The sequence below is a fragment of the Azospirillum oleiclasticum genome (assembly GCF_013423485.1).
GTDB lineage: Bacteria > Pseudomonadota > Alphaproteobacteria > Azospirillales > Azospirillaceae > Azospirillum > Azospirillum oleiclasticum.
On sequence record NZ_JABFFR010000032.1, the window covers coordinates 113,992 to 139,900 of the forward strand.

Sequence of the window (25,909 nt, forward strand, 5' to 3'; positions counted from 1 at the left end):
GACGGGTCGAGAAACGGGACAGGGGGGTCGCAGGACATGGGCTCATGACACGCCCCCGACGCGCGCTGAGCGTGCGCGCCATCGTGCTGGCAGCCGCCTGTGTCGTGGCCGCCATGACGGTCGTCGCGGCCGCGGTGAGCTGGATCGTCTACGCCCGGATCGAGACGCTGCTGCTGACCGTGTCGGCCGAGCAGGCGCAGACCCTGCCGCAGGCGCTCAAGCTCGCCGACGCCGCCAACCGCTACGCCGCCGGTGCGGCGGAGGTGGACGCCGCGCGCAACCCCCTGCAACGGCAGAACGCCGCGGTGGCATTGGCCCAACACGCGCAGGCCCTGCACGAGGCCTTGGCGGCGCTGCGGCTCAGCAAGCTGGCGGCCGGAATGGTCGAGCCGGTCGAGTCGCTGGTGATGCAGCTCGAGGAGACGCTGGCGCGGCTGAACCGGCTGACCGAGCGCCGCATCGAGCTGGAAGGCCGCGCCCGCCGGCTGCGCGCGGAGCTGAACCGGCTCAAGGGGGAGCTCGACGCCACCGCCGGCCGCATGGCGGCGGCCATGCCCTGGGCCAGCGCCACCCGGGACTTCGAGTCGACCGCCGCCCGTGCCCTGCTCCGGCTGTTCGAGGCGGGGCAGATCGACCAGCCCTCGGCGCTGCGCGAGTCGCTGGCGGATTACACGGCCATCCGCGCCCGCATGGCCGGACACCTCGCGACCATGCCGGGCGAGTCGGCCCGCGCGCTCGGTCATCTCACCAACCTTGACCGGCTGGCGACGGGGCCGGAGGGCGTGTTCCCGACGCGCGATGCGCAGCTGGACACGCGGGTGGAGATCGACGGGCTGTCCGCCCGGGCGCGCGAGATCGCCACCCGGCTGGGCGTCGCCGTCACCCGGCTGGTCGGGCTGCTGGAGGCGGAGGGCGAGGCCGCCAAGCGTGCGGTGGCGGAGCAGATCGACACCGGCCGCCGTTCGCTGCTGCTGGTCGGCATCGCCACCTTCCTGGGACCGGTGGTTCTGGTGTGGCTGGCGGTCGGGCGGGTGATCGTGCTGCCGCTGGCGCGGTTGGCGGAGGCGACCCGGCGCATCGCCGCCGGAGACCTGCAGGCCCCGGTGCCCGCCACCCGCCACCGCGAATTCACCGAGATCGCCGACGCGCTGGCCGTGTTCCGCGACAACACCGCGGCACTCGCCGACCGCACCCGCGCCCTTCAGCGCAGCGAGGACGCGCAGCGCCACGCGCGGGAGGAGGCGGAGCAGGCACTGGCCGACCTGCGCGACGCGCAGGAGCAGCTCATCCAGGCCGAGAAGATGGCGGCGCTGGCCGCCCTGGTGGCCGGCGTGGCGCACGAGATCAACACCCCCATCGGCATCGCCCTGACCTCCGCCAGCCTGCTGGCGGAGGAGGTGGGGGGCATGCGCCGCGCCGCCGAGGCCGGCACGCTGCGCCGGTCGGAGTTCGACGAGTTCCTCGGCCGGGCCGCGGAGATGTCATCGCTGCTGATGACCAATATGGACCGTGCGGCCGGGCTGGTGCACGCCTTCAAGCAGGTGGCCGCGGACCAGTCCAGCGAGCAGCGCCGCCCCTTCGACCTGCGCGACACGCTGGAGCAGACGCTGACCAGCCTGAGCCCGCTTTGTCAGAAGCTCGGCCACGCCAGCGCGCTGGACTGCCCTCTCGGCGTGGAGGTGGACAGCTACCCCGGCGCCCTGTCGCAGGTGATCACCATCCTGGTGATGAACGCCTGCGACCACGCCTTCGAGCCCGGCCGGGCCGGTCACATCCACGTCGAAGCGGCGGTGGAGCGCGGCTCGACGCTGCGGATCGAGGTGTCCGACGACGGCCGCGGCATCCCGGAGGAGCTTCAGCGCCGCATCTTCGAACCCTTCTTCACCACCCGCCGCTCGCGCGGCAACACCGGCCTGGGACTGCACATCGCCTTCAACATCGTGCGGCGGACACTGAAGGGGCGCATCGACCTCGTCGCCTCCCCGACCGGCGCCCGCTTCGCCATCCGCATGCCGATGGCGCTTCCCGCCGAAGCCGCGGAACGGACGGCCGACCTTGCGGTCACCCCTCCGGCCGGTACTCGTTGAACAGCAGGCGGTTGCCGAACGGGTCGGTCAGCCGCAGCACCCGCGCCCCCCACGGCGCGTCCTCCACCGCGGGGTTCAGGTAGGCGTAGCGCCTGGCCGCCAGCTCAGCCGCGAGGGCATCGATCCCGTCGATGTCGATGAACACGGCGGAGCCGGGGCAGGCGTCGCCGTGGTGTTCGGTCAGGTGGAAGACCAGACCATCGCGCGACACCTGCATGTAGAGCGGCATGCCCGCGGCGAAGCGGTGCTCCCAATCCACCGAACAGCCGAGGTAATCGACGTAGAATTCCAGCGCCTTCTCCACCGAGAAGATGCGAAGCATCGGAACGACGCGGCGGAGGCGCACGGCAGGGTATCCGGTCGGCAAGGTGACGGGCGGCGCGTCAGGCGGCGCAGCTCTCCGCCGCGGGGGCGCGGGTGTCGGCGGCGTCGGCCATCCAGCGCAGGCGGAAGGCGTTCGCGTCGTCCGGCCGCTGGAAGTCGAAGCCGAAGCTGCGGCGGCCCATCGCATCGCGCTGGTGCAGCGGGATGAACTTGCCCGGCAGCGTCTCCTCCGCCCAGCGGATGATCGCCTTGCGCGTGTCGAGATCGGGCGTCTGGTGAAACTGCACGGTGGTCCAGCCGCTCATGTCCGCCTCGTCCGTCTGTGTTGCGCTCCGTCCACGATAGTAACAGAGACCGCGCCGGGTAAAGAACAATCACGTTACAGTCGGCTAACCAGCGTGGCCGATCGGCAACAGCTCAAGACACTGCCGGCCGGCGGTCAGACGAGCGGCCATCCCCCGGCCGGTTGTACTATACCCGGCGGCGGAGCATTGGCGCCGCCCAGGGCGACAGGAACCATCCACCGCGGCGCATCGGGCGGCGGAGCCGGCGCCGTTGCGGTACTCTTGCCATCATTGCCGAGTTTAAGAAATTTTTCTGCGACTTTAGTACAGTTTGATTTCAGTGCCGCGCCTGCGGGGATGCGACGCACCGCAAGGCACCGGCCGGACAATGCGCGCGCAGAAAATTCCGCCGGGTTCTGCTATCACGCTTGGGAACGGTGGCCGCAACGGGAGGAAGGCATGACGAATCATCTCGCCGTCGAACGCAAGGGACGGGTCCTGGTCCTGACCATGAACGATCCGGACAGCCGCAACGCCCTCGGCGTCGATATGATGGCGCAGGCGCGCGACGCGCTGGACGAGGGCGCCCACAACGCCGAGGTCGGCGCCATCGTGCTGACCGGGGCCGGCGGCGCCTTCAGTTCGGGCGGCCACCTCACCAACCTCTACGACCATGTCGGCCGGTCGCGCTCGGTCCAGCGCAACGGAATCGAACGCTTCCACGGCTGGATCCGCGCGCTGCGCGACTGCCCCAAGCCGGTCATCGCCGCGGTGGAGGGCCCGGCAGCGGGTGCCGGCTTCGCGCTGGCGCTGGCCTGCGACCTGATCGTGGCGGCGGACGACGCGCGCTTCCTGACCGCATACGTCAAGGTGGGGCTGAGCTCCGACGGCGGCGCCTCGGTGTCGCTGGCCCGCGCCCTGCCCCAGCAGCTCGTCACCGAATTGCTGCTGGACGGCGGCCCGGTGACGCCGAAGCGGCTCTACGACCTGGGCGTCGTCAACCGGGTCGTCGCGTCGGGCCAGGCGCTGGCGGAGGCCGAGGCCTGGGCGGAGAAGCTGGCGGAAGGGCCGCAGGCCGCCATGGGCCGACTGAAGAAGCTGATCGAGATGGGTTACGGCAATTTCGCCACCCAGCTCGCCCGTGAAAGCGACCTGTTCGTGGAATCGCTGCACCACGCCGAAGCCGACGAGGGCATCAGCGCCTTCTTCGCCAAGCGCCCGCCGAAGTTCCACGGGTGATTCCGGGGGGGTGATACCGGGCGCCGGCCCCGCCGTCACGCCGCCCGGTAGGCGACGAAGCGGTAGAAGCCGAGGCCGGCGCCCAGCACCTTCAGCCGCGCCCACCACACCGCCAGCTCGCGGGCGAGGCCGGACAGCACGCCGCCGTCGGGCCGGGCGGTCTCGATGGATTCCGCGAGCCGACGCATGCCGTCCATGATCTGCGCCCGGTGCATCGCGGTCACGTCCTCGGCGATGCGGAGGTCGAGGTTGCGCTGCACCAGCTCGTCCCCGACCCGCCGCGCGCTCCAGGGATAGACCTCCTGCGGCTCCTCCAGGCGCCAGCCGTTCCACTGCTCCCACGACCGCGGGGTGCCCTCGACCACATAGTCGTAGAACAGGATGCCGCCCTGCGGCTTGGTGCAGGCCTGGATCTGGTCCAGGAACCAGGCCTTGTCGCGCACCCGGTGCAGGATGCGGTCGCCCAGCACCAGATCGAAGCTGCCGGCCTGGTTCAGGTGCTCCGGGTCGTAATGGGCGACGGGGACGCGCTTCGACAGCCCGAGGCTCCGCGACCGGTCCATCGCCATGCGGGCCAGCACCGGCGACGGCTCCAGCCCGGTGACCCAGGTGTCGAAGGCGGTGGCGATGGCGCGAGCCGGACCGCCCAGCCCGGCGGACAGGTCGAGCACGCTGCGGGCGGGGGTCAGGCCGAAGGGGCGAACCGCGTCCACCATCCACGGCCCGCCCTGCGGCCCGGTCAGATCCTCCCCCCACAGTGCCTGGGCGCCGCGCATGCGGTCCACCGACCACACCGGCTCGCCGCAGCGGTCGAGCTGCGCCGTCTCCAGCGCGCGCAGGTGGGCCAGCGGGTCGTTCATGCCGGACAAGGAGGCACCCGCCGACCGTGCGATGCCCAGCGGCTCCGCGACATCGGAGGTGATCGGGCGGGCACGGGCCGCGGACCGGCGGCGGCGCGCGTCCCGCGTCAGCCGCTGGATGTCGTACCCCTCCCACCAGGCGAACACACGGTCACGCCAGTCGGGCTCCAGCCAACGCTCCCAGTTGCCACCATCCATGGTCCGCCACCAATCCAGCGGGGTTGCCGCACGGTCCACCTCTGCGAATTCGTGCAACAACACCCCTTCCTTGCGAGCTAATCACAGAACACTCCCAAGTCAAGAATAGCTTTCAGAGTGACACTTTCCGCCTATGCCACAGTATTCGCCGATTTGCGCAAAGTTTTGTTCGATTTTCGCTCAAGGCGGCGCCTTCATGCGGCGGCGGCGCGGGGGCGCATTGCGGGGCAGCGCGCGGCTCTCTATAGTTGACCTCCATGCTTGGCCAAATCCCGAACGGAGATCACGCGCAGTGCCCAAGGCGAACGGCAATCCGTGGACGGTGCTCGGCAGCAAGCCGATCTACGAAAACCCCTGGATCCGGGTGGTCGAGCACGACGTGCTGAACCCGCGGGGCAAGCCGGGGATCTACGGCGTCGTCGGCATCAAGAGCATCGCCACCGGCGTGGTTCCCATCCACGACGACGGCCACATCACGCTGGTCGGCCAGTACCGCTTCCCGCTCGGCATCTATTCCTGGGAGATACCGGAAGGCGGCGGCAAGGCGGACGAGGACCCGCTGGTGTCGATCCAGCGCGAGCTGGTGGAGGAGACCGGCCTGACCGCCCGCAACTGGCGGCACATCCAGACCATGCACCTGTCCAACAGCATCACCGACGAGGTGGCGCACCTGTTCCTGGCCTGGGGGCTGGAGCAGGGCACGGCCATGCCGGAGGACACGGAAGAGCTGGAGATCCGCCGCGTTCCCTTCACCGTGGCCTTCGAAATGGCGATGCGCGGCGACATGACCGACGCCATGACCGTGGCCGCGCTGCTGAAGACCCGGCATCTGGCGCGCGAAGGGGTGCTTCCCCCCGACGTCGCGCGGCTGATCCTGTAGCGGGGGCATCGACTTGCGGGTTCTGGCGATCGATTTCGAGACGGCCAACGAACGCCGCGACAGCGCCTGCGCGCTGGGCGTGGCGTGGATCGAGGACGGCCGGGTGGTGGCGACGGAGGAGCACCTGATCCGCCCGCGGGAGATGCGCTTCCTGCCCATGAACACCGCCATCCACGGCATCCGGGCGGAGGACGTGGCGGACGCGCCGTCGTTCGCCGAGCTGTGGCGGGAACTCGGGCCGCGCATGGAGGGAGCGCTGGTGCTGGCGCACAACGCCGCCTTCGACCTGAGCGTGCTGCGCCACACGCTGGCGGACCATGGCCTCGGCCACCCGTCCTGCGCCTATCTCTGCACGGTCATCGTCGCCCGGCGCGCGTGGCCGGAGCTGTCCCGCCACCGGCTCGATACGCTGGCCGACCATCTGGGGCTGGCGCTCGACCATCACCGGGCGGGGAGCGACGCGGAGGCCTGCGGCCGCATCGCGCTCGCCGCCGCCGGGGTGCTGGGGGCGGCCCGCGTGGCGGAGATACCGGCGGTCACCGGCATCGCGCCGGGGCGCCTGACCCCCGACGGCTACTCCGCCTGCCGCGCCGGCACCCGGCAGGCCGCAAGGCGCCGTCGCGCGGCGGCGCTGCCGTGACCGCTGGCGTCGGACGCCGGCAGCATCAGACCCCGACCGCCGCCCGTTCCGGGAACAGCGCCAGCAACCCGCCGGGGCTGGCCGCGCAGACGCCGCGCTCGGTGATCAGCGCTGTAACGTAGCGGGCCGGCGTCACGTCGAAGGCGGGATTGGCGACCGGGCTGCCGTCCGGCGTCACGCGGATCGTCTCGATGCGGCCGTCGCCGGTGAGGCCGGTCAGCTCGCTGACCTCGCGCCCGTCGCGTTCCTCGATGGGGATCTCGCGCACGCCGTCGTGGATGCGCCAGTCGATGGTCGGGGACGGCAGCGCCACATAGAAGGGCACGCCGTTGTCGTGCGCAGCCAGCGCCTTCAGGTAGGTGCCGATCTTGTTGCACACGTCGCCGTCGGCGGTCGTGCGGTCGGTGCCGACGATGCACAGATCCACCCGCCCGTGCTGCATCAGGTGGCCGCCGGCGTTGTCGGCGATCACGGTGTGCGGCACCCCGTGCTTCACCAGCTCCCACGCGGTCAGGCTGGCGCCCTGGTTGCGGGGGCGCGTCTCGTCCACCCAGACATGCAGCGGGATGCCCTGCTCGAACGCCACGAAGACCGGAGCCAGCGCCGTTCCCCAATCGACCGTGGCCAGCCAGCCGGCGTTGCAGTGGGTGAGGATGTTGACCGGCTCGCCCGGCCCCTTGCGCTCCGCCGCGGCGCGGATCAGGGCGGCGCCATGCTCGCCGATCGACCGGCAGATCGCCGCGTCCTCGTCGGCGATCACCGCCGCCTCGTCGTAGGCCGCCGCGGCCCGCTCCGCCGGGGCCAGCGGCTGCACCCGCGCCCGCACCCGCTCGATCCCCCAGCGCAGGTTGACCGCCGTGGGTCGCGTCGCCATCAGCGTGGCCGCCGCCGTCTCCAGCCCGGCGTCGGAGGGGTCGGCGCGGAGCGCGAGCGCCAGGCCATAGGCCGCGGTGGCGCCGATCAGCGGGGCGCCGCGCACCAGCATGGCGCGGATGGCGTGCGCCGCCTCCGCCAGCGAGGTCAATCGGGTAACGACGAATCGGTGGGGCAGCTTCGTCTGGTCGATGATGCGGACCGACCAGCCGTCCTCATCCAGCCATATCGTCCGATAGGCGATACCATCGACCTTCATCCTACACCCCTTCCCCGATTGATGTCGCGCGTGCGAGACCGACATTGAGGACAGTAGAGGGATGGCGGCGGCGGCGCAAACCCCGGTGCCCGGCCTCCGCAGCCGGGGAACCGCGCATCACCGCACCATGTTGCTGTTTTCCAACGGGAACCGGCCCGCATCGGGTGCGGTCGTGGAGAGGAATGACGATGCCGTCGGCCAGCGATGACAGGACCCGTGCGGCCCGCCCCGGACGATCCCTCCCCCTTACCCCTCGTGTGTCATGCCCGATCCCGTTCTGACCGGCCGCGGCGGCCCTCGCCCCCTGCCGTCCGCCTTCAGCCTCGCGTTCGCCGCGCTGATGGCGCTGATCCTGGTGTCCCTGGCGATGATGCAGGATACGATCCTCGGCATCCTGGCCCTGGCCGCCGTGCTGGGCGTCGGGGCGGTGGCCCTGCACCGGGGCCGGCGCGAGCGCGAGGCGGAGGACGCCCTGCGCGACAGCTACGACCTGCTGGAGGAGCGCGTCCGCCAGCGCACCACCGAGCTCCAGGACGCCAACGCCCGGCTGGAGGCCGCCGTCGCGGATCGCGAGGTGCTGCTGAAGGAGGTGCAGCACCGGGTGAAGAACAACCTTCAGGTCATCTGCAGCCTGCTGCGCCTGCAATCGGCGCGGCTGGACGAGCGGTCGCGCCACGGCTTCGACGAGAGCCTGCGGCGCATACAATCGATGAGCCTTCTGCACGACCTGCTCTATCGGTCCGACCAGCCGGCGCGCATCAACTACGCGCAGTATCTGCGCGCGCTGTGCGACCAGCTCGCCCGCGCCGGCGGCCCGTCGCCTGTGCGCTTGACGGTGGAGGCGGAGGATTGGGATCTGGATGTCGATCAGGTCACCCCGCTCGCCCTGATCGCCAGCGAGCTGGTGTCCAACGCCCTGCACCACGCCTTTCCCGACAATCACGCCGGCGAGGTCATGGTGCGGCTGGCGCGCGACGAGACCGGAATGACCCTGTCGGTGCGCGACAACGGGGTCGGGCTGCCGCCCGACCAGCCCTTCCCCGGCGACCGGCGGCGGCGCGGGCTGGGGCTGGTGCTGGTGCAGGCGCTGGCCCAGCAGGCCGGCGCCAAGGTCCGGCTCGACCGCGAGAGCGGGACCCACTTCGCGCTGACCGTCCCCGCGGCCAACGAACGTGGCCGGATCAGCCCCCATCCGCCGGCTTGAGCCGCAGATAGGCCATGGCGGCGGCGAGCGCGTTCGCCTCCGCCCCTTCGCTGTCGCGTTCGGGAAGCTCCAGATCGCGCAGGATGCTGTCGAGCCGCAGGTCCACCGCGTTCTTGGACGGAAGGCGCGACTTGCGGTCGTAGTACAGGCTGGAGATCTCGACCCGCCGGTTCGGCAGCTCCGTGCCAAGCACCGGCCGCAGGTGGCGGTCGAGCACGGCCAGGGTGAAGTCGAGATAGTAGCCGACCACCTTGCGGTCCTCGATCAACGCCAGCAACCGGTCGAGCGCCGGCCCGACCGCGTCGCCGGGGTTCAGGCGGACGGAGAGCATGGAGCTGGTCAGGATGCGCGGACCGCGGATGCGGAGCGCGGCGATGGCCCGCAGCTCCGCCGTCGCGGCGTCGAAGGAGCTGGCCTCGATCTGCACCACGACGGCTTCGTCGGGCGCCGGCGGCTGCGTCGCTCGGTCGGTCATCGCGTTCGTCTGCCCCGCTGCGCTCAATGCGTGTTCAGGTGGAAGTGGTAGCCGATGAATTCCTTGAACTTCTTCACGAAGCCCAGGCAATCGTCGAACTGGTCGCGGTCGAGCTTGGTCATCTCCTGCGGCCGGACGAGGTTGTCGGTCTGGGTGCCCGGCCCGGCCACATCGACATGCGCCTTGAGCCGCAGGGTGGACAGGAAGGCGAAGGCGTCCGCCAGTTCCTGCGCGAAGGGCCGGTCGAGCACGCCCAGATCGGCCAGTGCCCAGATGCGCGCGGTGGTGTTGGACTCCGTCAGGTGCTTCTCCAGCGCCAGCGCGCGGATGCCGTGCACCAGCGGGAAGATGCCGGCTTTCTTGATGTCGACGGGATCGTTGCGGCGACGCTCGAACAGCGAGGCGAAGACGCCGCCGCCGGGCGTCTCGAAGGACAGGGTCGGGCGCGCGAACTGCGTGAAGAAGGCCTGGTTGTCCAGCAGCTTGGACATCAGGTAGCGGCGGGCCTCCTCGAGCAGCGCGGGGTCGCCGGCCACCGCCGCCGCGTCGTAGAAGATGGCAAGGTTGAGCTGGGCCTGCTCGTCCGGCCGGTGGATCCAGTGGAACAGGGAATCCTTGTAGGCGGACAGCGGCCGCGTCCATTCCGGGTTCGACACCATCACCTTGCCATGGCAGAGCGGATAGCCGAAATCGACCAGATGCTGAGTGAAGGACGCCGTCAGCTCCTGGAGACCGGGGAATTCGAACCCGTCGCGCAGGATCAGACCGTTGTCCTGGTCGGTCTTCAGAAGCTGCTCACCGCGCCCCTCGCTGCCCATCACCAGCAGGCAGGAGTTGGCGACCAGCTCCGGCGGCGCCAGCATCTCGTACAGCTTGCGGAAGATCTTGCGGTTCAGCTCGGTCACGAGGTCGGCGATCAGCGGGACGCGCACCCCGGTGCCATGCAGCGAGCGGATCAGCCCGATGGTGTCGTGGCTGGCCTTGCGCAGGTCGTCCGGGCCGGTCGCCCGCTCCACCTGCAGCGCGATGATCTGCGAGTGGTTGGAGAGGACGCCCAGCAGGTCGATCTGCTCCAGCACACCGACGATCGCCCCCTGCTCGGTGATGACGATGCGGCGCACGTTGTGCTTGGTCATCAGCACCAGCGCGTTGAGCAGCAGATCGTCGCGATCGAGCGTCAGCAGCTCGTAGCGCGCCAGCGGCCCCACCGGATCGGTGACCGGCCGGCCATCGAGGATGACGAGGTTGCGCAGATCGGACCCGGTCAGCAGCCCGGTGCGGTCGCCATCGCGCACCAGCACGCTGGTCGCGTCCTCCCGCTTCATCGCCGCGGCGGCGTCGCGCAGGCTGTCGGTCGCGGCCACATGGACGGGGGCGTGCAGGTAGGCCTGGCGGATGCGCGCCATCATCAGCGCCGACATCTCGCGGTTGGAGGTGGCGTTGGCGAGGGCCCTGATCTTGTCGGCGAAATCCTCGTGGAGGACGGAGCCGAAACCGGGATTGCCGCGCGCCAGATCGGCCAGCACGTCCAGCGGCACGAGGTGGCAGATGGTGTCCTCCGCCGCCACGAAGCTGTGGGTCTGGCCGCCGCCGAACAGCGCCTTGAGGTCGAAGAACTCCTCCGGTCCCAGGACCGCCACCAGCTCGCCGCCGCGGCGTTCGTGGACCTGCCCCTTGACGATCACGTGCAGTGCGTCGAGCGCGGCACCGCGGCCGAGGATCACATGGTCCTTCGGGAAGAGCGCCAGATCGAGCGAGGCCTGCAGCCGTCGGCGCTCATCCGCCGTCAGCCGGTCGAAGGGGGGCAGCTCGAAGGAGAAGCGGTCGATCACGGCGGGATCCCCGTCGGTCTGTGGGGGCGGTCGTTGTCGGCGGTCACGAAAAGAAAAGACGCCCCGGGCCGGAACCCGGAGCGCCTGGAAGGCTACACCACCCCCGCCACGCCGCGGAAGCGGGGTGCGGTAATCTGTCTTAGTGGGCCGACGCGCCTTCCGCACCCAGGCCGGTCTGCGACCGGATGTACTGGGCCTCGAACAACTTCCGCTCGCTCTGCGCCTGCTGGCTGTTGTCGGTGATCGAGAAGAACCAGATGCCGACGAAGGAGATCACGATGGAGAACAGGCCGGGGTTGTCGTAGGGGAAGATCGCCGCCGGGTTGCCCAGCACGGCCTTCCACACGGTCGGGCCGAGCACCAGCATGGTGACCGACGAGATCAGGCCGAGCCAGCCGCCGATGACGGCGCCGCGGGTGGTCATCTTGCCCCAGAACATGCTCATCAGCAGGATGGGGAAGTTGGCCGAGGCGGCGATGACGAAGGCGAGGCCGACCATGAAGGCGACGTTCTGGTTCTCGAAGGCGATGCCGAGGAAGATCGAGACGATGCCGATGACCACGGTGGCGATCTTCGACACCCGGATCTCGTCACGCTCCGACACGCGGCCCTTGGCGATGACCGAGGCGTAGAGGTCGTGCGACACCGCCGAGGCGCCGGCCAGCGTCAGGCCCGCGACCACCGCCAGGATGGTGGCGAAGGCGACCGCCGAGATGAAGCCGTAGAACAGGTTGCCGCCCACCGCATTGGCGGTGTGGATGGCCGCCATGTTGGAGCCGCCGATGATGTTGGCCGGGCTGGCGAGCGTGCCCGCAGCCGGTGCCGCCTTCAAGAAGGGGAAGGCGCCGCTGGCGTCGGGGGCCAGGATCAGCACGATGGCGCCGAAGCCGATGATGAAGGTCAGGATGTAGAAGTAGCCGATGAAACCGGTCGCGTAGAAGACCGACTTGCGGGCTTCCTTGGCGTCGGCGACGGTGAAGAAGCGCATCAGGATGTGCGGCAGGCCGGCGGTGCCGAACATCAGCGCCATGCCCAGCGAGATCGCCGAGACCGGATCGGAGATCAGGGCGCCCGGCTGCATGATGGCGCCGCTCTTGGCGTGGACGCTGACCGCGTGCTGGAACAGCTTCTCGGGGTTGAAGCCGTACTGGGCCAGGATCATGACCGCCATGAAGGTGGCGCCCGACAGCAGCAGCACCGCCTTGATGATCTGCACCCAGGTGGTGGCGAGCATGCCGCCGAAGGTGACGTAGGCGATCATCAGCACGCCGACGATCACCACCGCCCACAGGTACTCCATGCCGAACAGAAGCTGGATCAGCTTGCCGGCACCGACCATCTGGGCGATCAGGTAGAAGGTCACGGTGGCCAGCGAGCCGCAGGCCGCCAGCGTGCGGATCGGGGTTTGCTGGAAGCGGTAGGACGCGACGTCCGCAAAGGTGTATTTGCCGAGGTTGCGCAGCCGCTCGGCGATCAGGAACAGGATGATCGGCCAGCCGACCAGCCAGCCCACCGAGAAGATCAGACCGTCGTAGCCGTTCATGTAGACGAGGCCGGCGATGCCGAGGAAGGAGGCCGCCGACATGTAGTCGCCCGCGATGGCGAGGCCGTTCTGGAACCCGGTGATGCCGCCGCCGGCAGCGTAGAAGTCCTTCGCCGACTTCGTCTGCTTGGCCGCCCAGTAGGTGATCCCGAGCGTGCCCGCCACGAAGATCGAGAACATGATGATGGCTTCGTAGTTCGTCGCCTGCTTCTGCACCGCGCCCTCGACGGCGGCGGCGAAGGCGGCGACGGGAACGAACCCGGCGATGAGGGCGGCAGCGGTCGCGCCGATGCGGTTGGTCAGCGAACGCATCACTTCGACTCCTCCAGGATCTGGCGGTTCAGCTCGTCGAACTCGCCGTTGGCGCGGTTCACGTAGATGCCCGTCAGCACGAAGGCCGACACGATCACGGCAACGCCAACCGGAATGCCCCACGTCATCACGCCACCGGCGATCGACGTGCCCAGGAACCCCTTCCCGAAGGCCACCAGCAGGATAAACCCGAAGTAGATCGCCAGCATGATCACCGAAAGCGTCCACGCGAACGACGACCGGCGGGCAACCAGCTCCTGGAATTTGGGGTTGTTCAAAATTTTCTGTGCATTTTCTTGCATAGCGCGTCCCCTCGCGAGTGCCGAGTGAATTTTGCGGTCTTTGGACACTCGGCTTGGCAATGTCTTTGTACGCTGTAGGGCGGTCAACCTCATTGATTCAGGTCAAAACCGCGATACCAGCTTGACGGGGCGCAAGATTGTTGTTCCGCACCGCACCCAAGCGGAAGCGAAGCGGCTGAACACGCGGATTTTCAGAGGCTTTTCTTCGTACGCGAAAGTTATGAGCCGGTCCTGGGCAGCCATGGTATGCGTTGAAATGTCACACCCTCTTCGCGCAACTCTTCGGCTTCTTGGGACGTGGTCTCACCATAAATACCGCGCGCGTCCGTCTCGCCGTAATGGATGCGGCGGGCTTCTTCGGCAAAACGATCGCCGACATAGTCGCAGTTGTCTTCCACCGCCTTGCGGACCTCGCGGAGTTGCTTCAGCACCTCGGCCTGCGCCCGCCTCTCTCGGTCGTCCGGCGCCGCCTCGCGCGCCTTGGCGATGCGCGGGGCCATCGGCGCCTTGGACACGGCGTGATCGCCGCACAGCGGACAGGCCAGCGCACCGTCCCGCACCTGGGCGTCATAGGCGGCACCATCGCGGAACCACGCCTCGAATCGGTGGTCCGACGAGCACTTGAGTTCGAAGACGATCATACCCCGTGGGGTCCCTCATTCCGACCGGTCGACCGCCGGCAAAGACCCATATAATGCACCGGGCGCCGGATTGCCCGTCAATGGCCCGGCATCGAACCGAAGATTTCCGTGGTTTCCGGAGCACAGCGCATGACCAGCACCCTCCGTCCGCACGCCCTGTCCCCGCCGTCCCGCTGGGTGGACCGCTTCGCGCCGCTGATTCCGGCCGGCGGGCCGGTGCTCGACGTCGCCTGCGGGGCCGGGCGGCATCTGCGGCTGTTCGCCCGGCGCGGGCACCCGGTCACCGGGATCGATCTCGACCTGCGCGGCGTCGCCGACATGGAGGGTGCGCCGGACGTGACGCTGCTGGGCGCCGACCTGGAGAACGGCGCGCCCTGGCCACTGCCGCCGGACCGCCGCTTCGCCGGGATCGTGGTGACCAACTACCTGTACCGGCCGCTGCTGCCCGCATTGCTGGACGCGCTCGCCCCCGGCGGGGTGCTGCTGTACGAGACCTTCGCGCTCGGCAACGCCCGATTCGGCCGGCCGTCGTCACCCGCCTTCCTGCTGCGCAACGGCGAGCTGCTGGATCTGGTGCGCGGCCGGCTGCAGGTCGTCGCCTACGAGCATGGCGAGGTGGCGAGCCCGAAGGCCGCGGTCATGCAGCGCATCTGCGCCGTCAACGACCTCGCCCCCGGCGCCGGCCTGGACGGCGACCCGGAGCCGCGGCCGTTGCCGGCCGCGTGAGGATCACGGCCCCTCGAACGCCCGGTCGTGGGTCAGCGCCGGCACCATGCCCCGCGCTTCCGCCACAAGGTCGAGGTCGAGGTCGGCTGTCACGACACCGACCTCCTCCCCACCGTCGGCCAGCACCTCGCCCCAGGGGGCGACGATCAGGGAATGGCCGTAGGTCAGGCGTCCCTGGTCGTGGGTGCCGGTCTGCGCCGGGGCCAGCACGAAGCAGCCGGTCTCGATGGCGCGGGCGCGCAGCAGCACGTGCCAGTGGGCGCGTCCGGTCGGTACGGTGAAGGCCGCCGGCACCGTCAGGATGTCGGCCCCCGCCCTGGCGAGCGCCCGGTAGAGCTGCGGGAAGCGCAGGTCGTAGCAGACCGTCATGCCGACCCGTGCCCAGGGCGTGTCGGCGACGACGGCGCGGTCGCCGGGCCGGAAGGTGGCGGATTCTCGGTAACGCTCGCCCCCCTTCAGGTCGACGTCGAACATGTGGATCTTGTCGTAGCGGGCGACGATCGAGCCGTCGGCACCGAACAGATAGCTGCGGTTGGCGACCCGCCCCTCCTCCAGCAGGATGCCCAGCGACCCGGCGAGGATCCAGGCCCCGGTCTCCCGCGCCAGACCGGCGAAGACGGGAATGGCGGGGTGCTCCGCTTCCGGCTTCACGCGGGCCAGAACATTCTCGCGGCCCTGCACGATCAGCGATACGTTCTCGGGCAGGGTGATCAGCTCGGCCCCGGCGTCGCGGGCGCGCCGCACCAGGGTCCCGGCGGCCTCCAGGTTGGGGCCGATCTCCGGCCCCGCGTTGACCTGGACGCAGGCGGCGCGCAGCGTGGTCACGCGCCGATGCCGAGCAGCGGGTCCAGCTTGCCGGCACGGTCCAGCGCGTGGATGTCGTCGCTGCCGCCATAGGGCTTGCCGTCGATGAAGACCTGCGGGACCGTCGTCCGCCCCTCGGCGCGCTGCACCATCTCGTCGCGGCGGCCGGGCTGGACGTACAGGTCGATCTCCTCGTAGGAGACTCCCTTGCCGTCGAGCAGGCGCTTGGCACGGGCGCAGTAGGGGCAGAAGGGCGTGGTGTAGATCACGACGTCGGGCATCGCTGGGCCTCTCCGGTTTCGATCACGAGTATATGATGCCCCAACCGGCGAACGCCAGACGCGGCACCGTGCCTCTCTCACCCGCGCACCACGCGGGCGAGCGTCAGCACGTCCACCCCGGCGGCCCCGGCGCGCAGCAGCACCCGCGCGCATTCCGACACGGTGGCCCCGGTGGTCAGCACATCATCCACCAGCACCACACGCCGGCCGGCAACCGCCGCCGCCCGGCCACGGCCGAGCGCGAAGGCCCCGGCGACGTTGCGCCGGCGCCCGTCGCGGTCCAGCCCGCCCTGGGTCGGCGTTTGCCGACGCCGCACCAGCAGGTCCGGCACCACCCGCAAACCGGCGGCCCGCCCGACCGCCAGAGCCAACAGGGCGGCCTGGTTGTAGCGGCGGCGGAACAGGCGCCAACGGTGCAGCGGGACCGGCACCAGCAGATCCGCCCCCTCCAGCACCCCGGCCCCCGCCCGCGCCAGCCACGTTCCGAAGGCGGCGGCGGCGTGTGTCCGGTCGGCGTGCTTGAAGGCCAGGATCAGCGGCCGGCTGGCGTCGTCGTAGACCAGCACCGAACGGGCACGGCCGTAAGGCGGCGCTTCCCGCAGGCAGGCGCCGCAACGGTTCTCGCCCTCCACCGGATAAGGAAAGGGCAGCCCGCAGCAGGCGCAGTGGGGCGCCTCCACGAAGACCAGCCCGCTCCAGCAGCGGGCGCACAGGCCCCCCTGCCGGTCCACCGGCTCCCCGCAGGACAGGCAGCGCGGCGGCAGCAGAGCATCGAGCACCGTCAGCGCGGCGCGGCGGAGGGTGGGCGGAACCGGCATACAGGCACTGTGCCCGCTCCGGCGCCTGTGGTGAAGACCGCACCACGCATCGGCCGCCGCGGATCGTCGTTGCAGGAGCGGCCAACCCGCCCCACATGGAAGGTGCGGACCCGAAACCGGCATGGTCGATACGGGGTCCGATTTCAGGACAGGAGACGTTCGATGCCGCAGCGCGACTCCATTCGGCGCGCCATCGACGAACTGGAGGGCACCGCCGCCGCCCGTGCGGAGGCCGGACTGTCCGTGCTGGAACGTCTGTACACCACCTACGCGCAGGCGACCCTGACCGCGCATGGGATCCACATCGACCTGATCGCCCTGTGCGACGACCGCGCGGCCCGCCCTGCTCCTAGGGCGGCGGAGCCATCGCATTGATGCGGTCGAAGACCACCAGCGTGTAATCGCGCAGCGCGTCGTAGAGCAGCGGCGCGCCAATGAACAGCATCAGCAGCGTCACGAAGATCTTCAGGTCCTGCTGAAGCGTCGTCTCGTTGATGTGGGTGACCGACTGGAAGATGGTCAGCACCATGCCGATGGCGGTGGTGACCAGCAGGATCGGCATGGTCAGATGCATGATCACCATCAGCGCCTCGTGGGTGACGCCGATCGCCTCGTCAATTCCCATCATGCCGGCCTCCGTCGCGCGGGTTCGCCCGCGGTTCCATGCAGGCTGTCTTTGAGAATGACACACTCGAGCCGTCGGAGCGGGAGTCATCCAATGACCATTCTCGATTGTCCCAGCCGGCCGGAGAGTGCCGGCGCCATCGCAGGAATGGCCGAATGCAGTTCGTCAGCACCAGAAAATGTCAGTTGACCTTCTGGAAATCCACACGCCGGTTGCGGCCATCGGATTCCGGAAGCCCCTGGAGCGGATCGCTCATTCCGTACCAACGCACCTCCAGACGATCGCCACCGATTCCGAACCGGTCGATCAGATAGGCCTTTGTCGCTTCGGCACGCAGTCGCGACAATGCACAGTTGTAGTCCGGTCCGCCCACCGAGTCCGTATGTCCGGCGATGATCATGCGCACATTCGGGGCCGCGGCCAGCGCCTGCCCGATATCATCGAGCATGCGCGCTCCGTCCGGGCGGATATCGCTTTTTGCGAATTCGAATTCAATCGCGAAGCCGTACTTCTTGCCCGCCGCGGGCTTGTTGCCACAGCCGGCGTGCGCGGGCCGCTGAACGGAGTCGTGACGGACGGGATGGGGAGGCGTCGGCACGGCCGGACGGGGCTCGGGTTGGGACGGATTGGTGGGGAGGATGTTCAAACCGCCCCGAACAACGAGCTCCTTTTCCGCAAGCGCCGCCACCGGGGTCTTGCCGAACCACCGGATGGTCTGCGTTTCCCCCGTCCAATCCGACACCAGCGCCTGCACACCCGGAGACTTCTGGAAATACACGGTTTCGCCGAAAACCTCGCCGGACTGTGCCTGTGCCCTCGATGGACCGGCGGCGATGGCGCCAGCCGCGATGGCGCAGGTCACGACGAGACGGCAAATCCGCAGCCTGCTTGATCCACTCATCGTTTCGTGCATCCCCATGCCTCCGCTCAAGCGACCGGGCTGCCGTCTCGGTTTCACGAGTCCGTCAGGAGCCGGAATCACACGCGCCCAGCATACCGTCGAGACACTTTTGACGCGATATTTTTGTGATCACGGTCACAAGAACGAGCTTAACGTTTGTACACAAATACAATTCGGCTCTCCTTACAGAAACATGTGATTGAGGGTTGAATTTTCTCGGTTGTTTATACTAAAGAATCTCAACGAAACGGATGGATGCAATTGAAGAGGGCTGAAAGTCCTGCAGTTTTCCGTCTCGGGGAGGTCGATCTGCGCAAGCCATCAACCAAACGCCCCACATCGGGGGTCGCCCTTGCGGCAGTGCTTGCCGTCTCGGTGTCGTGGATGGGTGCCGTAGCCAGCGCGTGCACCGGATCACCATGCCCCTCCAGCGATTCCGCCGCTTTCACGACATCGCCTCCCCCGGTGATCTCCGGAAATGTCCGGGTCACCGTCCGCACGGGACGCACCGTCGCCAGGGGGGAGCGTTCGGCCAACCAAGTCGGGTGCATCTGCCACGCCGGTGCCGGCGATGCATCGGTCGAGGTGAATGGCGCCAGGAGCACGGGCTCGCAGGCATGTCCACCCGCCACCCACCCCTGCGCACAGCAATGAAGCACCATCGAAAACTTACGGCCATGACGCACAACCAGTGAGCCTTAACCATCATCGAGGAACTCGACATGAGACTGTCAGCGATCGTTGCCTTCGTCGCCCTCCTTTCCGTGCCGGCCATCGCGATGGCCCAACAGGGCGGGGTTGCCGTCGATCTTGAGAACCGCACCGGCGCCGCGGCCCTGAACGGGCCGGTGGTCAACGGGCGGGTCGATGCCCAGGCCCGGGTCGGCGGTGGTGTCACGGCGCGGGCGAGCGGTGAGAATTCCCGCGCCTCCAACTCCATCAGCTCCGTGACCGGCGGATCGGTGACCGGCGACGTCCAGTTGCGCAGCGAAGTCAACGGCGACGTGACCGCCGAGGCGACGGGCCGCGGCTCCTGCGCGGAGAACCACATCGCGTCGATCGGGCCGAAGATCTGCGGCAACTGACCGAACGGAAGGGGGGAGCGGCCGGTCGCGCCTCGCCGCTCCACTCCACCGTGTTCGCCGGACGGATCGCCGGCCGTCGCCGATCGCGTTCACAATGGGAAAATGCCCATGCGTCATCTGTTCTTGTGTTGTCCGGCATCCGCAGCGTCGATGATTCTGGCGGGGGCGCTGTGCTTGACCGCCACGACCGCGGCGGGACCGTCCTATGCCCAGGATCCGACCGGAATGCCGGCCGGGGCGGCGGCCCGGATGAACGAGGCCGAGGCCCGCGCGATGCAGCATGTCGGCCGTTCCGGCGGCTCGCTTCTGCCACGCGACACGGTGAATCCGTGCAGCACCGACGGCACCACCCGGATCGGCGCCCCGGCGCATCGCCGCCCCGGCCAACTGCCGAACTCGCTGATCGAGGAGATGGAGGAGGTGCAGCCGAACACCACCGTCGTGATCGGCGACGTCATCGTGGTGTGCCCGCAGTGACGATCGAGGGTGGTGGGATGATGGCGCGGCGTGGGATCCGGGTGTGTGCGGCCTGTTCGATGGTGATCGCGCTTACGGGATGCGTCACCGATCCGGGAAAGGCACCAACCCTGGCGCAGCCGACGACACCGATCGTCCGGACCATCACCAGCCTGAGCCAGGCCAAAAGCTGCATGGACCAGCTTCTTCTGGACGGCGGGCGCAAGATGATACCGATCACCAGCGAATTGATCCAGGACCCCTCCCAGACGGTCAAGGTCAGCACCGATGACATGATCATCAACGCCATCTCCGACATGACCGCGCGCAGCAACGGGTTCGAATACCGCCACATCGAAGGGGCCACCAGCCGGGTCGCCAGGCTGCGTCAGACCTATGGCCTGCAGCCGACGGCCCGCCGGCCAAATGTCTATATCCGCGGGTCGATCTCGCAGATCGACAACAGCGTCGCCACCGACGGTGCTTCCGGCGCCGTGACGCTCCCCTGGGTCTCATTGTCCGCGGGGCGGAACCAGTCGCTCGAAAACATCACCATCGATCTTCAGCTCGCCAACCTGGCCGACGAGACCATCGTCCCCGGCATGACGACCAGCAACACCATCACCGTCATCTCCAGCGGCGAGTCGCAATCGTCTCGCGGTCTGATCCACAACGGGAGCATGGGGGCGGCACTCTCGATTTCGCTGAGTTCGACCCAGAGGGAGGGTCGCAGCCAGGCGGTGCGCACCTTGCTGGAATACAGCCTGATCGAACTCCTGGGAAAATACACCCACGTCCCGTACCATCGGTGCCTGGAGATGGAATCGACCAACCCGGCGACCATGCAGGCGGCGCGCAGGCTCTACGACGAGCTCGATCCCGAGGCGCGCACCCGCGCTGTCCAGACGGCGTTGCGAGCCGGTGGCGACTACCACGGTCCGGTGGATGGGCTGATGTCCGAGGCGCTGCAACGCGCCATCACAGGGGCCAAGATCCGGCGCGGTCTCCAGGGTGACGGGCGCATCGATTTCCCGCTGTTCCACAGCCTCTACAACGAGAATTTGCTGCCGGCACCGATACTCCAGGCACAGGCGGAGGAGCGGGATCCGGCCACCACACCGCCCAAACCACCCGGCAGGACGGCCGAGGACGGTCGCGACCCCTTCGGGCTGGCCCTTCGGATCACCAATGAACGGTTGCAGCACGGCGACAACGTCCATTTGGCGGTGACCGTGCAGGCCCCAGCACGACTCTACTGCTATTTTCAGTACACGAACGAAGGCTCCACCAAGGTGGCACGGATATTCCCCAACCGGTTCCAGCCGGACAACCATGTGCTGCCCGGGCAAACGCTGGGCATCCCCGCGTCCGACGAGCATTTCGAGTTGAAGTATGACGGGGCCACCTCCGACGGGGTGGCGTGCATCGCGACCACGGCCGACTACACCGGCCGCAACCGCCCGACGCCCTTGGAGCAGCCCGATCTGACCCCTCTGCGCATGGAATGGCAGGGGGGGCTCGGCTACCCCATATACAAGCATCAGGCGGTCGATTCCCTGAACACGAGCGTCCGCAAGATCTCCTTCTAGGGAGTGGTCGCGATGACCATCGCGCACGGGCAACACACCACGGGTTCATGGCGGCGACTGTGCTTGGCCGGACTGGCAGGGCTGCTGCTCGCCACCCCCGTCCTTCCCGCCGCCGCGGGCGGAGCGTCGGATCGCATCGTCCTGGGCTCGGACGGCTCGCTTCCCTGCCGCGCCGCGCCGGTGCCGTGGGAGACACCGAAACCGGATGACCCCGGCCGTGCCTGCCAGGACAGGGACGCACCGCCGTCCGGTACCCGGCATGGAAAGGGTGCGTCGACCGCCGCCACCATAGTGCCGACGGTGGTGCCGATCCATGTGGTCGTCGAGGAAAGAGTGGCCGTTCCGGCGTCGGATGGCCCGCTGACATCCCTTGGTCCGTCGGACGCGGAACGGGCGCTCCGCCGCACCGAGTCGGCCATCCGCACAGAGCGGCTGATCCGGGAGCTGTCCGAAGGCGGGCTCGAAGGTGTGGTCCTGTTCATCGACTACACCCATCCGGGTGCAAGAGCCGCCACCGCCGCCGAGCGGGAGCTGGACCGTGTCGAGTCGCTGCGCCACCTCGACCAGCTCGGCGGGCTGTACCGCGACACCGGGCGAACGATCATCCTTCCGCGCTGAGGAAGGCCAACGGCAGGCGGACCACGCAGCGACGGGCAGGAGACGGGCGATGGCGGAGCGCTGGTGCAAAGGTTCCCGGGAATGGCTGGCGCGTCTCGTGCTCGCGGTGGCGCTCATCGTGGTCGGGCAGTCGGCGGGTGCGCAGCCGACCGGTGATTACCAGTCCTCCGTGCGCATCGATGGCGGCGTGACGGCGACGGCACGGAACGGAAACAGAGCCACCAACGAGATCGGCACGCCGCAACCGAATGCGCCGACGAGCGTCTACATTGGCGGCCCGGTCGACACGACCGCCACCAGCGGCTCCGCCAGCACCCGGATCGGCGGCAACAGCAGGCCCGGCTCGACGTCCATCCGCCAGGGCGTGACGAACCAGGGCGATCTGGAGATGAGCGGCGACAGCTCCGCGAACAGCGTCACCGTCCTGCCGGGCGCCAGCGCCATCATCGGCGGCTGCGGGCGCACGCAGATTTCCGGTGACGTCTTGGTGGCCAACGGCGAGTTGGAGCTGGGGTGCACCTGCGTCGGGCGCCGCAACGGCCGCTGTTGCGTCGAATTCCATACGGGATTCTGCGTTCTCCACATAACCCCGCCGGGAAAGCATGGCTGTCCGCCACGATACATCTACGCGGAGGGCCTTTGCCGCCTGTTCTCCGATTTCGACCATTCCGTCGACTGAGTACGCCGCACCAACCATCCATTGCGGTACGGAACTGAGAGTAAACTGGCATCCCATTCTTCGGCGGAGCCCGGGCATCCCGACCCGCCCTGGCGCGGCCCTGGACGCCGACGGTTGTCGCGAGCGCCGGCCGGGATATAGTGCGGGCATGACCGACACCGACACGATGACCGTCTTCGACCGCGCCCTGGTCCGCCGCCGGCGCGACCGCGCGGCCCCGCGCTTCGCGGCGCACGCCTTCCTTTTCGAGGAGATCGCCGAACGTCTGGCCGACCGGCTGGAGGACGTGAAGCGCGGCTTCCCCACCGCACTCGACCTCGGCTGCCACGACGGCGCGATCCGCCGCGCGCTGGCCGGGCGCAAGGGCATCGAGCGGCTGGTCTCCTGCGACCTGTCGCCGGCCTTCGCGGCGCTCGCCGGTACCCCCGCCGTGACGGCGGACGAGGAGTTCCTGCCCTTCGCCGACGGCAGCTTCGACCTCGCGGTCAGCAACCTGTCGCTGCACTGGGTCAACGACCTGCCGGGGGCGCTGGTGCAGGTGCGGCGCGCGCTGAAGCCGGACGGCTTCTTCTGCGCCGCCATGCTGGGCGGGGAGACGCTGGCCGAGCTGCGCCGCTGCCTCTACGAGGCGGAGATGGCGGTGTCCGGCGGCGTGTCGCCGCGGGTGTCCCCCTTCGCCGAGGTGCGCGACATCGGCGGGCTGATGCAGCGGGCCGGCTTCGCCCTGCCGGTCGTCGACCGCGAGACCATCACCGTCACATACGCCGACGCGCTGGGGTTGATGCGCGACCTGCGCGGCATGGGGGAGACCAACGCCGTTCTGGCCCGCCGCAAGGTGCCGATGCGCCGCGACCTGCTGTTCCACGCCGCCGCCCTCTACGCCGAGCGCCACGCCGAGCCCGACGGGCGGATCGCCGCCAGCTTCCAGGTGCTGTATCTCGCCGGCTGGTCCCCGCACGAGAGCCAGCAGCAGCCGCTCAAGCCCGGCAGCGCCGAGGCCCGGCTGGCCGACGCGCTGAAGGGCGGCGGCACCTGCGGGGTTTGAGAGGAGAGGTCAGGCGGCCAGCCGCCACGCCATCCAGGCGAGCACCCCGGCGTTCACGGTCATGATCACGGGGGCCGCGCGCAGCACCGCCCCCCGCCAGGCCAGACCGGCAAGGTGCCCGGCCAGCCCCACCGCCAGCAGGCTGGGCAGGGTGCCGAGGGCGAAGGCCAGCATGCCCAGCGCCCCGGTCAGCGGATCGCCGCTGGCCGCCGCAACCGCCACCGCGCCGTAGAGCAGGCCGCAGGGGATGAAGCCCAGCGCGACGCCGAGCCCGTAGCCGCGCCAGCCCGACGGGTTGCCGAACAGCGGCCGGGCCGCCACCGCCACCCGGTCGCCCCACCAGCGGCCGAAGCCGCCGCCGGACGCCGGCAGCCAGGCGGCGAGACCCTTGACCGCGAAACCCAGGAAGAACAGCGCGGCAAAGGCCAGCAGCGCCGCCGACAGCCATTTCAGGCCGGGCAGCGCGCCGAGATGGCCGGCCACCAGCGCCGCCACGGCGCCGATGCCGGCGTAGCTGGTGGCGCGGCCGAGATGGTAGGGAAGCACGGCGGCGCCGGTCAGCCGGCGCAGCTCGCTCATGCGCGCCACCGGCAGCCGCTCCAGCCGCGCCGTGACCTGCGCCAGCACAAAGGGGCCGCACATGCCGGCGCAATGCGTACCCCCGCCCACGAGCCCGGCGGTGAGCAGGGCCAGCAAGGTGCCGGCGTCGCGGTCGATGACCACGGCGCACTGGGCAAGACCGGCGTGCAGGAACGCCAGGACGGAGGAGGGTTCCAAACCGAGGCTCCCGGGCGGGGGTACGGCCCTGCTTCTACCCGGTTCCGCCGCGGGTGGCGATGATGTGGGTCAAACCGACGCCATGTCGCGCGCCGCCGGCACGGGTGGCCCGCGCCGAGAATCTCCCCGCCGACGCGATGCCCGGGTTGCCAGCCAACGGCCACGCTGGAGTTGGCGGATGCGGAGGCGGTTGTACTGCGTTATGATCCGCGGCGTGATGCGTTCGTGCGGGTCCTCACGCACGCCGGTGTCCGTGTGATGAACCCCAGGAAACCATGGCCGATGTCCGCTGCCGACAGCGATGCCCTGCGACCGTCCGCCCTGCGTGATGACGATCCGCTGGCGGCGATCGTCGATCTGAACGAACGGCTGTTCTTCGCCCGCGACCTGCCGGCCGTGATCGCCGTCCTGCGCAACGTGGTGCGCCGCATGACGGGCGCCGACGGCATCACCATCGTGCTGCGCGACGGCGACCTGTGCCATTACGTCGAAGAGGACGCGATCAGCCCGCTGTGGAAGGGACAGCGGTTTCCCATGCACACCTGCATCTCGGGCTGGGCGATGCTGACCGGCCAGGCCGCGGTCATCCCGGACATCTACGCCGACCCGCGCATTCCGCATGACGCCTACCGGCCCACCTTCGTGAAGAGCCTCGTCATGGTGCCCGTCGGCGCGCCCGATCCGATCGCCGCCATCGGCGCCTACTGGGCGACGCGACACACGCCCGATCCGGATGCCGTCGCCCGGCTGCGGGCCGTTGCCCGCTCGGCGGCCCTGGCGCTGTCCAACGTCCGCCTTCTCGAATCATTGCAGGGAACCGCCGAAGCCGCGCAGGCCCGGGCCATGGAGGTGGTGCGGGCGAACGCGGCGCGCACCCGTCTTCTGGCGGCGCTGAACCATGACCTGCGCCAGCCGATCCATGCGCTGACCCTCGCCACCGACGCCCTGTCGCGCCAGGTGACCGGCCGCGACGCGGCCTACGTGACGACGATGAAGCATTGTTTGGGCGTCGCGAGGCGCCTGCTGGAAGGCGTTCAGGACCTGGTGCGGATGGACGACGGCACGGTCGCCGTCCGGCTCGAAGACGTCCCGGTGGATGATCTGGCGACGCACGCCGAGGCGACCTTCCGGCTGGCCGCCGAAGCCAAGGGGCTGCGCTGGCACCTGGAAGGGGTCGGCGGCGGCCTGATGGTGCGGACGGACCGGCTGATCGCGTCGCGCATCCTCCACAACCTCATCGACAACGCCATCAAATACACCGACCGGGGTGACATCCGGGTCGTGTGCCGCACCGCCGGCGACTGGCTGTGGATCGATGTCCGCGATTCCGGCCGTGGCATTCCGGAGAGCGCGCTGGCCGACGTCTTCGAGGAGTTCTACCGCGTGGAAACCGGGGACGGCATCGGCGGCCTCGGCCTCGGACTGTTCATCGTGAAGGCGCTGGCGGACCGCCTCGGCCACCCCATCACCGCGGAGTCCCGCCTCGGTGTCGGAACCACGATCAGCGTCGCCCTGCCGCGGGTCCCCGGTCCGCCGGCCGGCTGATCGCCGG

At 69.3% G+C, this 25,909-nt stretch carries 29 protein-coding genes; 14 read left to right on the top strand and 15 right to left on the bottom strand.

Annotated elements, in window-relative coordinates; all coding sequences use genetic code 11:
- The first annotated feature begins 44 nt into the window (after positions 1–44).
- The gene (locus tag HL658_RS27390; RefSeq protein WP_180285547.1) at positions 45–2,087 is read left to right on the top strand and encodes an ATP-binding protein; all 2,043 of its coding nucleotides are present in this window, start codon (positions 45–47) and stop codon (positions 2,085–2,087) included.
- On the opposite strand, the gene HL658_RS27395 is transcribed toward HL658_RS27390, so the two are convergent.
- Positions 2,062–2,433, bottom strand: a complete 372-nt coding sequence (locus tag HL658_RS27395) for a glyoxalase superfamily protein (protein ID WP_343055366.1) — start codon at positions 2,431–2,433, stop codon at positions 2,062–2,064. The two genes, HL658_RS27390 and HL658_RS27395, sit on opposite strands and share 26 nt — an antisense overlap.
- A 37-nt stretch (positions 2,434–2,470) precedes the next feature.
- Positions 2,471–2,716, bottom strand: a complete 246-nt coding sequence (locus HL658_RS27400) for a hypothetical protein (protein WP_180285548.1) — start codon at positions 2,714–2,716, stop codon at positions 2,471–2,473.
- Between the two features lie 438 nt (positions 2,717–3,154).
- Here HL658_RS27400 and HL658_RS27405 point away from each other — a divergent pair, with 438 nt between their 5' ends.
- Positions 3,155–3,934 carry an oxepin-CoA hydrolase, alternative type gene (locus HL658_RS27405; RefSeq protein ID WP_180285549.1) on the top strand — a complete coding sequence of 260 codons (780 nt, stop codon included), beginning with the start codon at positions 3,155–3,157 and terminating at the stop codon, positions 3,932–3,934.
- A gap of 35 nt (positions 3,935–3,969) precedes the next feature.
- Here HL658_RS27405 and HL658_RS27410 read toward each other — a convergent pair whose 3' ends face one another.
- The gene (locus tag HL658_RS27410; RefSeq protein ID WP_246337939.1) at positions 3,970–5,049 is read right to left on the bottom strand and encodes a class I SAM-dependent methyltransferase; all 1,080 of its coding nucleotides are present in this window, start codon (positions 5,047–5,049) and stop codon (positions 3,970–3,972) included.
- Positions 5,050–5,284: 235 nt separating this feature from the next.
- On the opposite strand from HL658_RS27410, the gene HL658_RS27415 reads away from it, so the two are divergent.
- The gene (locus HL658_RS27415; RefSeq protein WP_343055368.1) at positions 5,285–5,872 is read left to right on the top strand and encodes an NUDIX domain-containing protein; all 588 of its coding nucleotides are present in this window, start codon (positions 5,285–5,287) and stop codon (positions 5,870–5,872) included.
- Between the two features lie 13 nt (positions 5,873–5,885).
- Entirely contained in the window at positions 5,886–6,512 is a 627-nt protein-coding gene (locus tag HL658_RS27420; RefSeq protein ID WP_180285551.1) for a 3'-5' exonuclease, read from the top strand.
- A gap of 25 nt (positions 6,513–6,537) precedes the next feature.
- Here HL658_RS27420 and mtnA read toward each other — a convergent pair whose 3' ends face one another.
- Positions 6,538–7,644: an S-methyl-5-thioribose-1-phosphate isomerase gene (mtnA, locus tag HL658_RS27425; RefSeq protein ID WP_180285552.1), complete on the bottom strand. Its 1,107-nt coding sequence runs from the start codon at positions 7,642–7,644 to the stop codon at positions 6,538–6,540.
- Between the two features lie 262 nt (positions 7,645–7,906).
- Between mtnA and HL658_RS27430 the strand changes: the two genes are divergently transcribed.
- Positions 7,907–8,848, top strand: coding sequence for a sensor histidine kinase (locus HL658_RS27430; protein ID WP_180285553.1), 942 nt, complete (start codon positions 7,907–7,909; stop codon positions 8,846–8,848).
- On the opposite strand, the gene HL658_RS27435 is transcribed toward HL658_RS27430, so the two are convergent.
- From HL658_RS27435 to HL658_RS27455, 5 genes are all read right to left on the bottom strand, one after another.
- Positions 8,826–9,323 carry a 3'-5' exonuclease family protein gene (locus HL658_RS27435; RefSeq protein ID WP_180285554.1) on the bottom strand — a complete coding sequence of 166 codons (498 nt, stop codon included), beginning with the start codon at positions 9,321–9,323 and terminating at the stop codon, positions 8,826–8,828. The two genes, HL658_RS27430 and HL658_RS27435, sit on opposite strands and share 23 nt — an antisense overlap.
- A 23-nt stretch (positions 9,324–9,346) precedes the next feature.
- On the bottom strand, positions 9,347–11,155 hold the full coding sequence (locus HL658_RS27440) for a DUF294 nucleotidyltransferase-like domain-containing protein (RefSeq protein ID WP_180285555.1): 1,809 nt from the start codon (positions 11,153–11,155) through the stop codon (positions 9,347–9,349).
- 139 nt (positions 11,156–11,294) lie between these two features.
- On the bottom strand, positions 11,295–13,010 hold the full coding sequence (locus HL658_RS27445; RefSeq protein ID WP_180285556.1) for a cation acetate symporter: 1,716 nt from the start codon (positions 13,008–13,010) through the stop codon (positions 11,295–11,297).
- On the bottom strand, positions 13,010–13,312 hold the full coding sequence (locus HL658_RS27450; protein WP_180285557.1) for a DUF485 domain-containing protein: 303 nt from the start codon (positions 13,310–13,312) through the stop codon (positions 13,010–13,012). The genes HL658_RS27445 and HL658_RS27450 overlap by 1 nt, the downstream gene beginning before the upstream one ends.
- 218 nt (positions 13,313–13,530) lie before the next feature.
- Entirely contained in the window at positions 13,531–13,953 is a 423-nt protein-coding gene (locus HL658_RS27455; RefSeq protein WP_180285558.1) for a DUF1178 family protein, read from the bottom strand.
- Positions 13,954–14,082: 129 nt separating this feature from the next.
- Between HL658_RS27455 and HL658_RS27460 the strand changes: the two genes are divergently transcribed.
- Positions 14,083–14,679 carry a class I SAM-dependent methyltransferase gene (locus tag HL658_RS27460; RefSeq protein ID WP_180285559.1) on the top strand — a complete coding sequence of 199 codons (597 nt, stop codon included), beginning with the start codon at positions 14,083–14,085 and terminating at the stop codon, positions 14,677–14,679.
- A gap of 3 nt (positions 14,680–14,682) precedes the next feature.
- On the opposite strand, the gene HL658_RS27465 is transcribed toward HL658_RS27460, so the two are convergent.
- From HL658_RS27465 to HL658_RS27475, 3 genes are all read right to left on the bottom strand, one after another.
- Positions 14,683–15,504: a carbon-nitrogen hydrolase family protein gene (locus tag HL658_RS27465; protein WP_180285560.1), complete on the bottom strand. Its 822-nt coding sequence runs from the start codon at positions 15,502–15,504 to the stop codon at positions 14,683–14,685.
- Positions 15,501–15,764 (bottom strand): glutaredoxin 3, encoded by a 264-nt coding sequence (gene grxC / locus HL658_RS27470; protein ID WP_180285561.1) that lies wholly within the window; start codon positions 15,762–15,764, stop codon positions 15,501–15,503. The genes HL658_RS27465 and grxC overlap by 4 nt, the downstream gene beginning before the upstream one ends.
- A 77-nt stretch (positions 15,765–15,841) precedes the next feature.
- The gene (locus HL658_RS27475) at positions 15,842–16,582 is read right to left on the bottom strand and encodes a ComF family protein (RefSeq protein WP_180285562.1); all 741 of its coding nucleotides are present in this window, start codon (positions 16,580–16,582) and stop codon (positions 15,842–15,844) included.
- 162 nt (positions 16,583–16,744) lie between these two features.
- On the opposite strand from HL658_RS27475, the gene HL658_RS27480 reads away from it, so the two are divergent.
- Complete coding sequence (locus tag HL658_RS27480; RefSeq protein WP_180285563.1) at positions 16,745–16,957, top strand: hypothetical protein; 213 nt, start codon at positions 16,745–16,747, stop codon at positions 16,955–16,957.
- Here the strand turns inward: HL658_RS27480 and HL658_RS27485 are convergent.
- Both HL658_RS27485 and HL658_RS27490 read right to left on the bottom strand, forming a co-directional pair.
- Positions 16,932–17,210 carry a flagellar biosynthetic protein FliQ gene (locus HL658_RS27485; RefSeq protein WP_246337941.1) on the bottom strand — a complete coding sequence of 93 codons (279 nt, stop codon included), beginning with the start codon at positions 17,208–17,210 and terminating at the stop codon, positions 16,932–16,934. The genes HL658_RS27480 and HL658_RS27485 overlap by 26 nt on opposite strands.
- Positions 17,211–17,388: 178 nt before the next feature.
- Positions 17,389–18,120: an OmpA family protein gene (locus tag HL658_RS27490; RefSeq protein ID WP_180285564.1), complete on the bottom strand. Its 732-nt coding sequence runs from the start codon at positions 18,118–18,120 to the stop codon at positions 17,389–17,391.
- A gap of 710 nt (positions 18,121–18,830) precedes the next feature.
- Here HL658_RS27490 and HL658_RS27495 point away from each other — a divergent pair.
- The 6 genes from HL658_RS27495 (at position 18,831) to HL658_RS27520 (ending at position 23,580) form a co-directional block, all read left to right on the top strand.
- Complete coding sequence (locus HL658_RS27495; RefSeq protein WP_180285565.1) at positions 18,831–19,193, top strand: hypothetical protein; 363 nt, start codon at positions 18,831–18,833, stop codon at positions 19,191–19,193.
- A 174-nt stretch (positions 19,194–19,367) separates the two neighbouring features.
- Positions 19,368–19,670 carry a hypothetical protein gene (locus tag HL658_RS27500; RefSeq protein WP_180285566.1) on the top strand — a complete coding sequence of 101 codons (303 nt, stop codon included), beginning with the start codon at positions 19,368–19,370 and terminating at the stop codon, positions 19,668–19,670.
- A 59-nt stretch (positions 19,671–19,729) separates the two neighbouring features.
- On the top strand, positions 19,730–21,238 hold the full coding sequence (locus tag HL658_RS27505; protein ID WP_180285567.1) for a DUF4384 domain-containing protein: 1,509 nt from the start codon (positions 19,730–19,732) through the stop codon (positions 21,236–21,238).
- A 12-nt stretch (positions 21,239–21,250) separates the two neighbouring features.
- On the top strand, positions 21,251–21,856 hold the full coding sequence (locus tag HL658_RS27510; protein WP_180285568.1) for a hypothetical protein: 606 nt from the start codon (positions 21,251–21,253) through the stop codon (positions 21,854–21,856).
- Positions 21,857–21,905: 49 nt separating this feature from the next.
- The gene (locus HL658_RS27515) at positions 21,906–22,535 is read left to right on the top strand and encodes a hypothetical protein (protein WP_180285569.1); all 630 of its coding nucleotides are present in this window, start codon (positions 21,906–21,908) and stop codon (positions 22,533–22,535) included.
- Positions 22,536–22,683: 148 nt separating this feature from the next.
- Entirely contained in the window at positions 22,684–23,580 is an 897-nt protein-coding gene (locus HL658_RS27520) for a methyltransferase domain-containing protein (protein ID WP_180285570.1), read from the top strand.
- 9 nt (positions 23,581–23,589) lie between these two features.
- Here HL658_RS27520 and HL658_RS27525 read toward each other — a convergent pair whose 3' ends face one another.
- Positions 23,590–24,357 (bottom strand): sulfite exporter TauE/SafE family protein, encoded by a 768-nt coding sequence (locus HL658_RS27525; RefSeq protein WP_196242379.1) that lies wholly within the window; start codon positions 24,355–24,357, stop codon positions 23,590–23,592.
- Between the two features lie 282 nt (positions 24,358–24,639).
- Here HL658_RS27525 and HL658_RS27530 point away from each other — a divergent pair, with 282 nt between their 5' ends.
- Positions 24,640–25,902, top strand: a complete 1,263-nt coding sequence (locus HL658_RS27530) for a sensor histidine kinase (RefSeq protein WP_180285571.1) — start codon at positions 24,640–24,642, stop codon at positions 25,900–25,902.
- The last annotated feature ends 7 nt before the right edge of the window (positions 25,903–25,909 follow it).

Excerpts from the sequence above, each read along its gene's own strand:
- HL658_RS27480 (WP_180285563.1), top strand. The coding sequence starts at position 16,745 with ATGCCGCAGCGCGACTCCATTCGGCGCGCCATCGACGAACTGGAGGGC.
- HL658_RS27475 (WP_180285562.1), bottom strand. The coding sequence starts at position 16,582 with ATGCCGGTTCCGCCCACCCTCCGCCGCGCCGCGCTGACGGTGCTCGAT.
- HL658_RS27495 (WP_180285565.1), top strand. The coding sequence starts at position 18,831 with ATGAGACTGTCAGCGATCGTTGCCTTCGTCGCCCTCCTTTCCGTGCCG.
- grxC (WP_180285561.1), bottom strand. The coding sequence starts at position 15,764 with ATGCCCGACGTCGTGATCTACACCACGCCCTTCTGCCCCTACTGCGCC.
- HL658_RS27445 (WP_180285556.1), bottom strand. The coding sequence starts at position 13,010 with ATGCGTTCGCTGACCAACCGCATCGGCGCGACCGCTGCCGCCCTCATC.
- HL658_RS27405 (WP_180285549.1), top strand. The coding sequence starts at position 3,155 with ATGACGAATCATCTCGCCGTCGAACGCAAGGGACGGGTCCTGGTCCTG.
- HL658_RS27485 (WP_246337941.1), bottom strand. The coding sequence starts at position 17,210 with ATGATGGGAATTGACGAGGCGATCGGCGTCACCCACGAGGCGCTGATG.
- HL658_RS27455 (WP_180285558.1), bottom strand. The coding sequence starts at position 13,953 with ATGATCGTCTTCGAACTCAAGTGCTCGTCGGACCACCGATTCGAGGCG.
- HL658_RS27435 (WP_180285554.1), bottom strand. The coding sequence starts at position 9,323 with ATGACCGACCGAGCGACGCAGCCGCCGGCGCCCGACGAAGCCGTCGTG.
- mtnA (WP_180285552.1), bottom strand. The coding sequence starts at position 7,644 with ATGAAGGTCGATGGTATCGCCTATCGGACGATATGGCTGGATGAGGAC.
- HL658_RS27510 (WP_180285568.1), top strand. The coding sequence starts at position 21,251 with ATGACCATCGCGCACGGGCAACACACCACGGGTTCATGGCGGCGACTG.
- HL658_RS27490 (WP_180285564.1), bottom strand. The coding sequence starts at position 18,120 with ATGCACGAAACGATGAGTGGATCAAGCAGGCTGCGGATTTGCCGTCTC.
- HL658_RS27430 (WP_180285553.1), top strand. The coding sequence starts at position 7,907 with ATGCCCGATCCCGTTCTGACCGGCCGCGGCGGCCCTCGCCCCCTGCCG.
- HL658_RS27505 (WP_180285567.1), top strand. The coding sequence starts at position 19,730 with ATGGTGATCGCGCTTACGGGATGCGTCACCGATCCGGGAAAGGCACCA.
- HL658_RS27400 (WP_180285548.1), bottom strand. The coding sequence starts at position 2,716 with ATGAGCGGCTGGACCACCGTGCAGTTTCACCAGACGCCCGATCTCGAC.
- HL658_RS27390 (WP_180285547.1), top strand. The coding sequence starts at position 45 with ATGACACGCCCCCGACGCGCGCTGAGCGTGCGCGCCATCGTGCTGGCA.
- HL658_RS27515 (WP_180285569.1), top strand. The coding sequence starts at position 21,906 with ATGGCGGAGCGCTGGTGCAAAGGTTCCCGGGAATGGCTGGCGCGTCTC.
- HL658_RS27460 (WP_180285559.1), top strand. The coding sequence starts at position 14,083 with ATGACCAGCACCCTCCGTCCGCACGCCCTGTCCCCGCCGTCCCGCTGG.
- HL658_RS27530 (WP_180285571.1), top strand. The coding sequence starts at position 24,640 with ATGTCCGCTGCCGACAGCGATGCCCTGCGACCGTCCGCCCTGCGTGAT.
- HL658_RS27450 (WP_180285557.1), bottom strand. The coding sequence starts at position 13,312 with ATGCAAGAAAATGCACAGAAAATTTTGAACAACCCCAAATTCCAGGAG.
- HL658_RS27520 (WP_180285570.1), top strand. The coding sequence starts at position 22,684 with ATGACCGACACCGACACGATGACCGTCTTCGACCGCGCCCTGGTCCGC.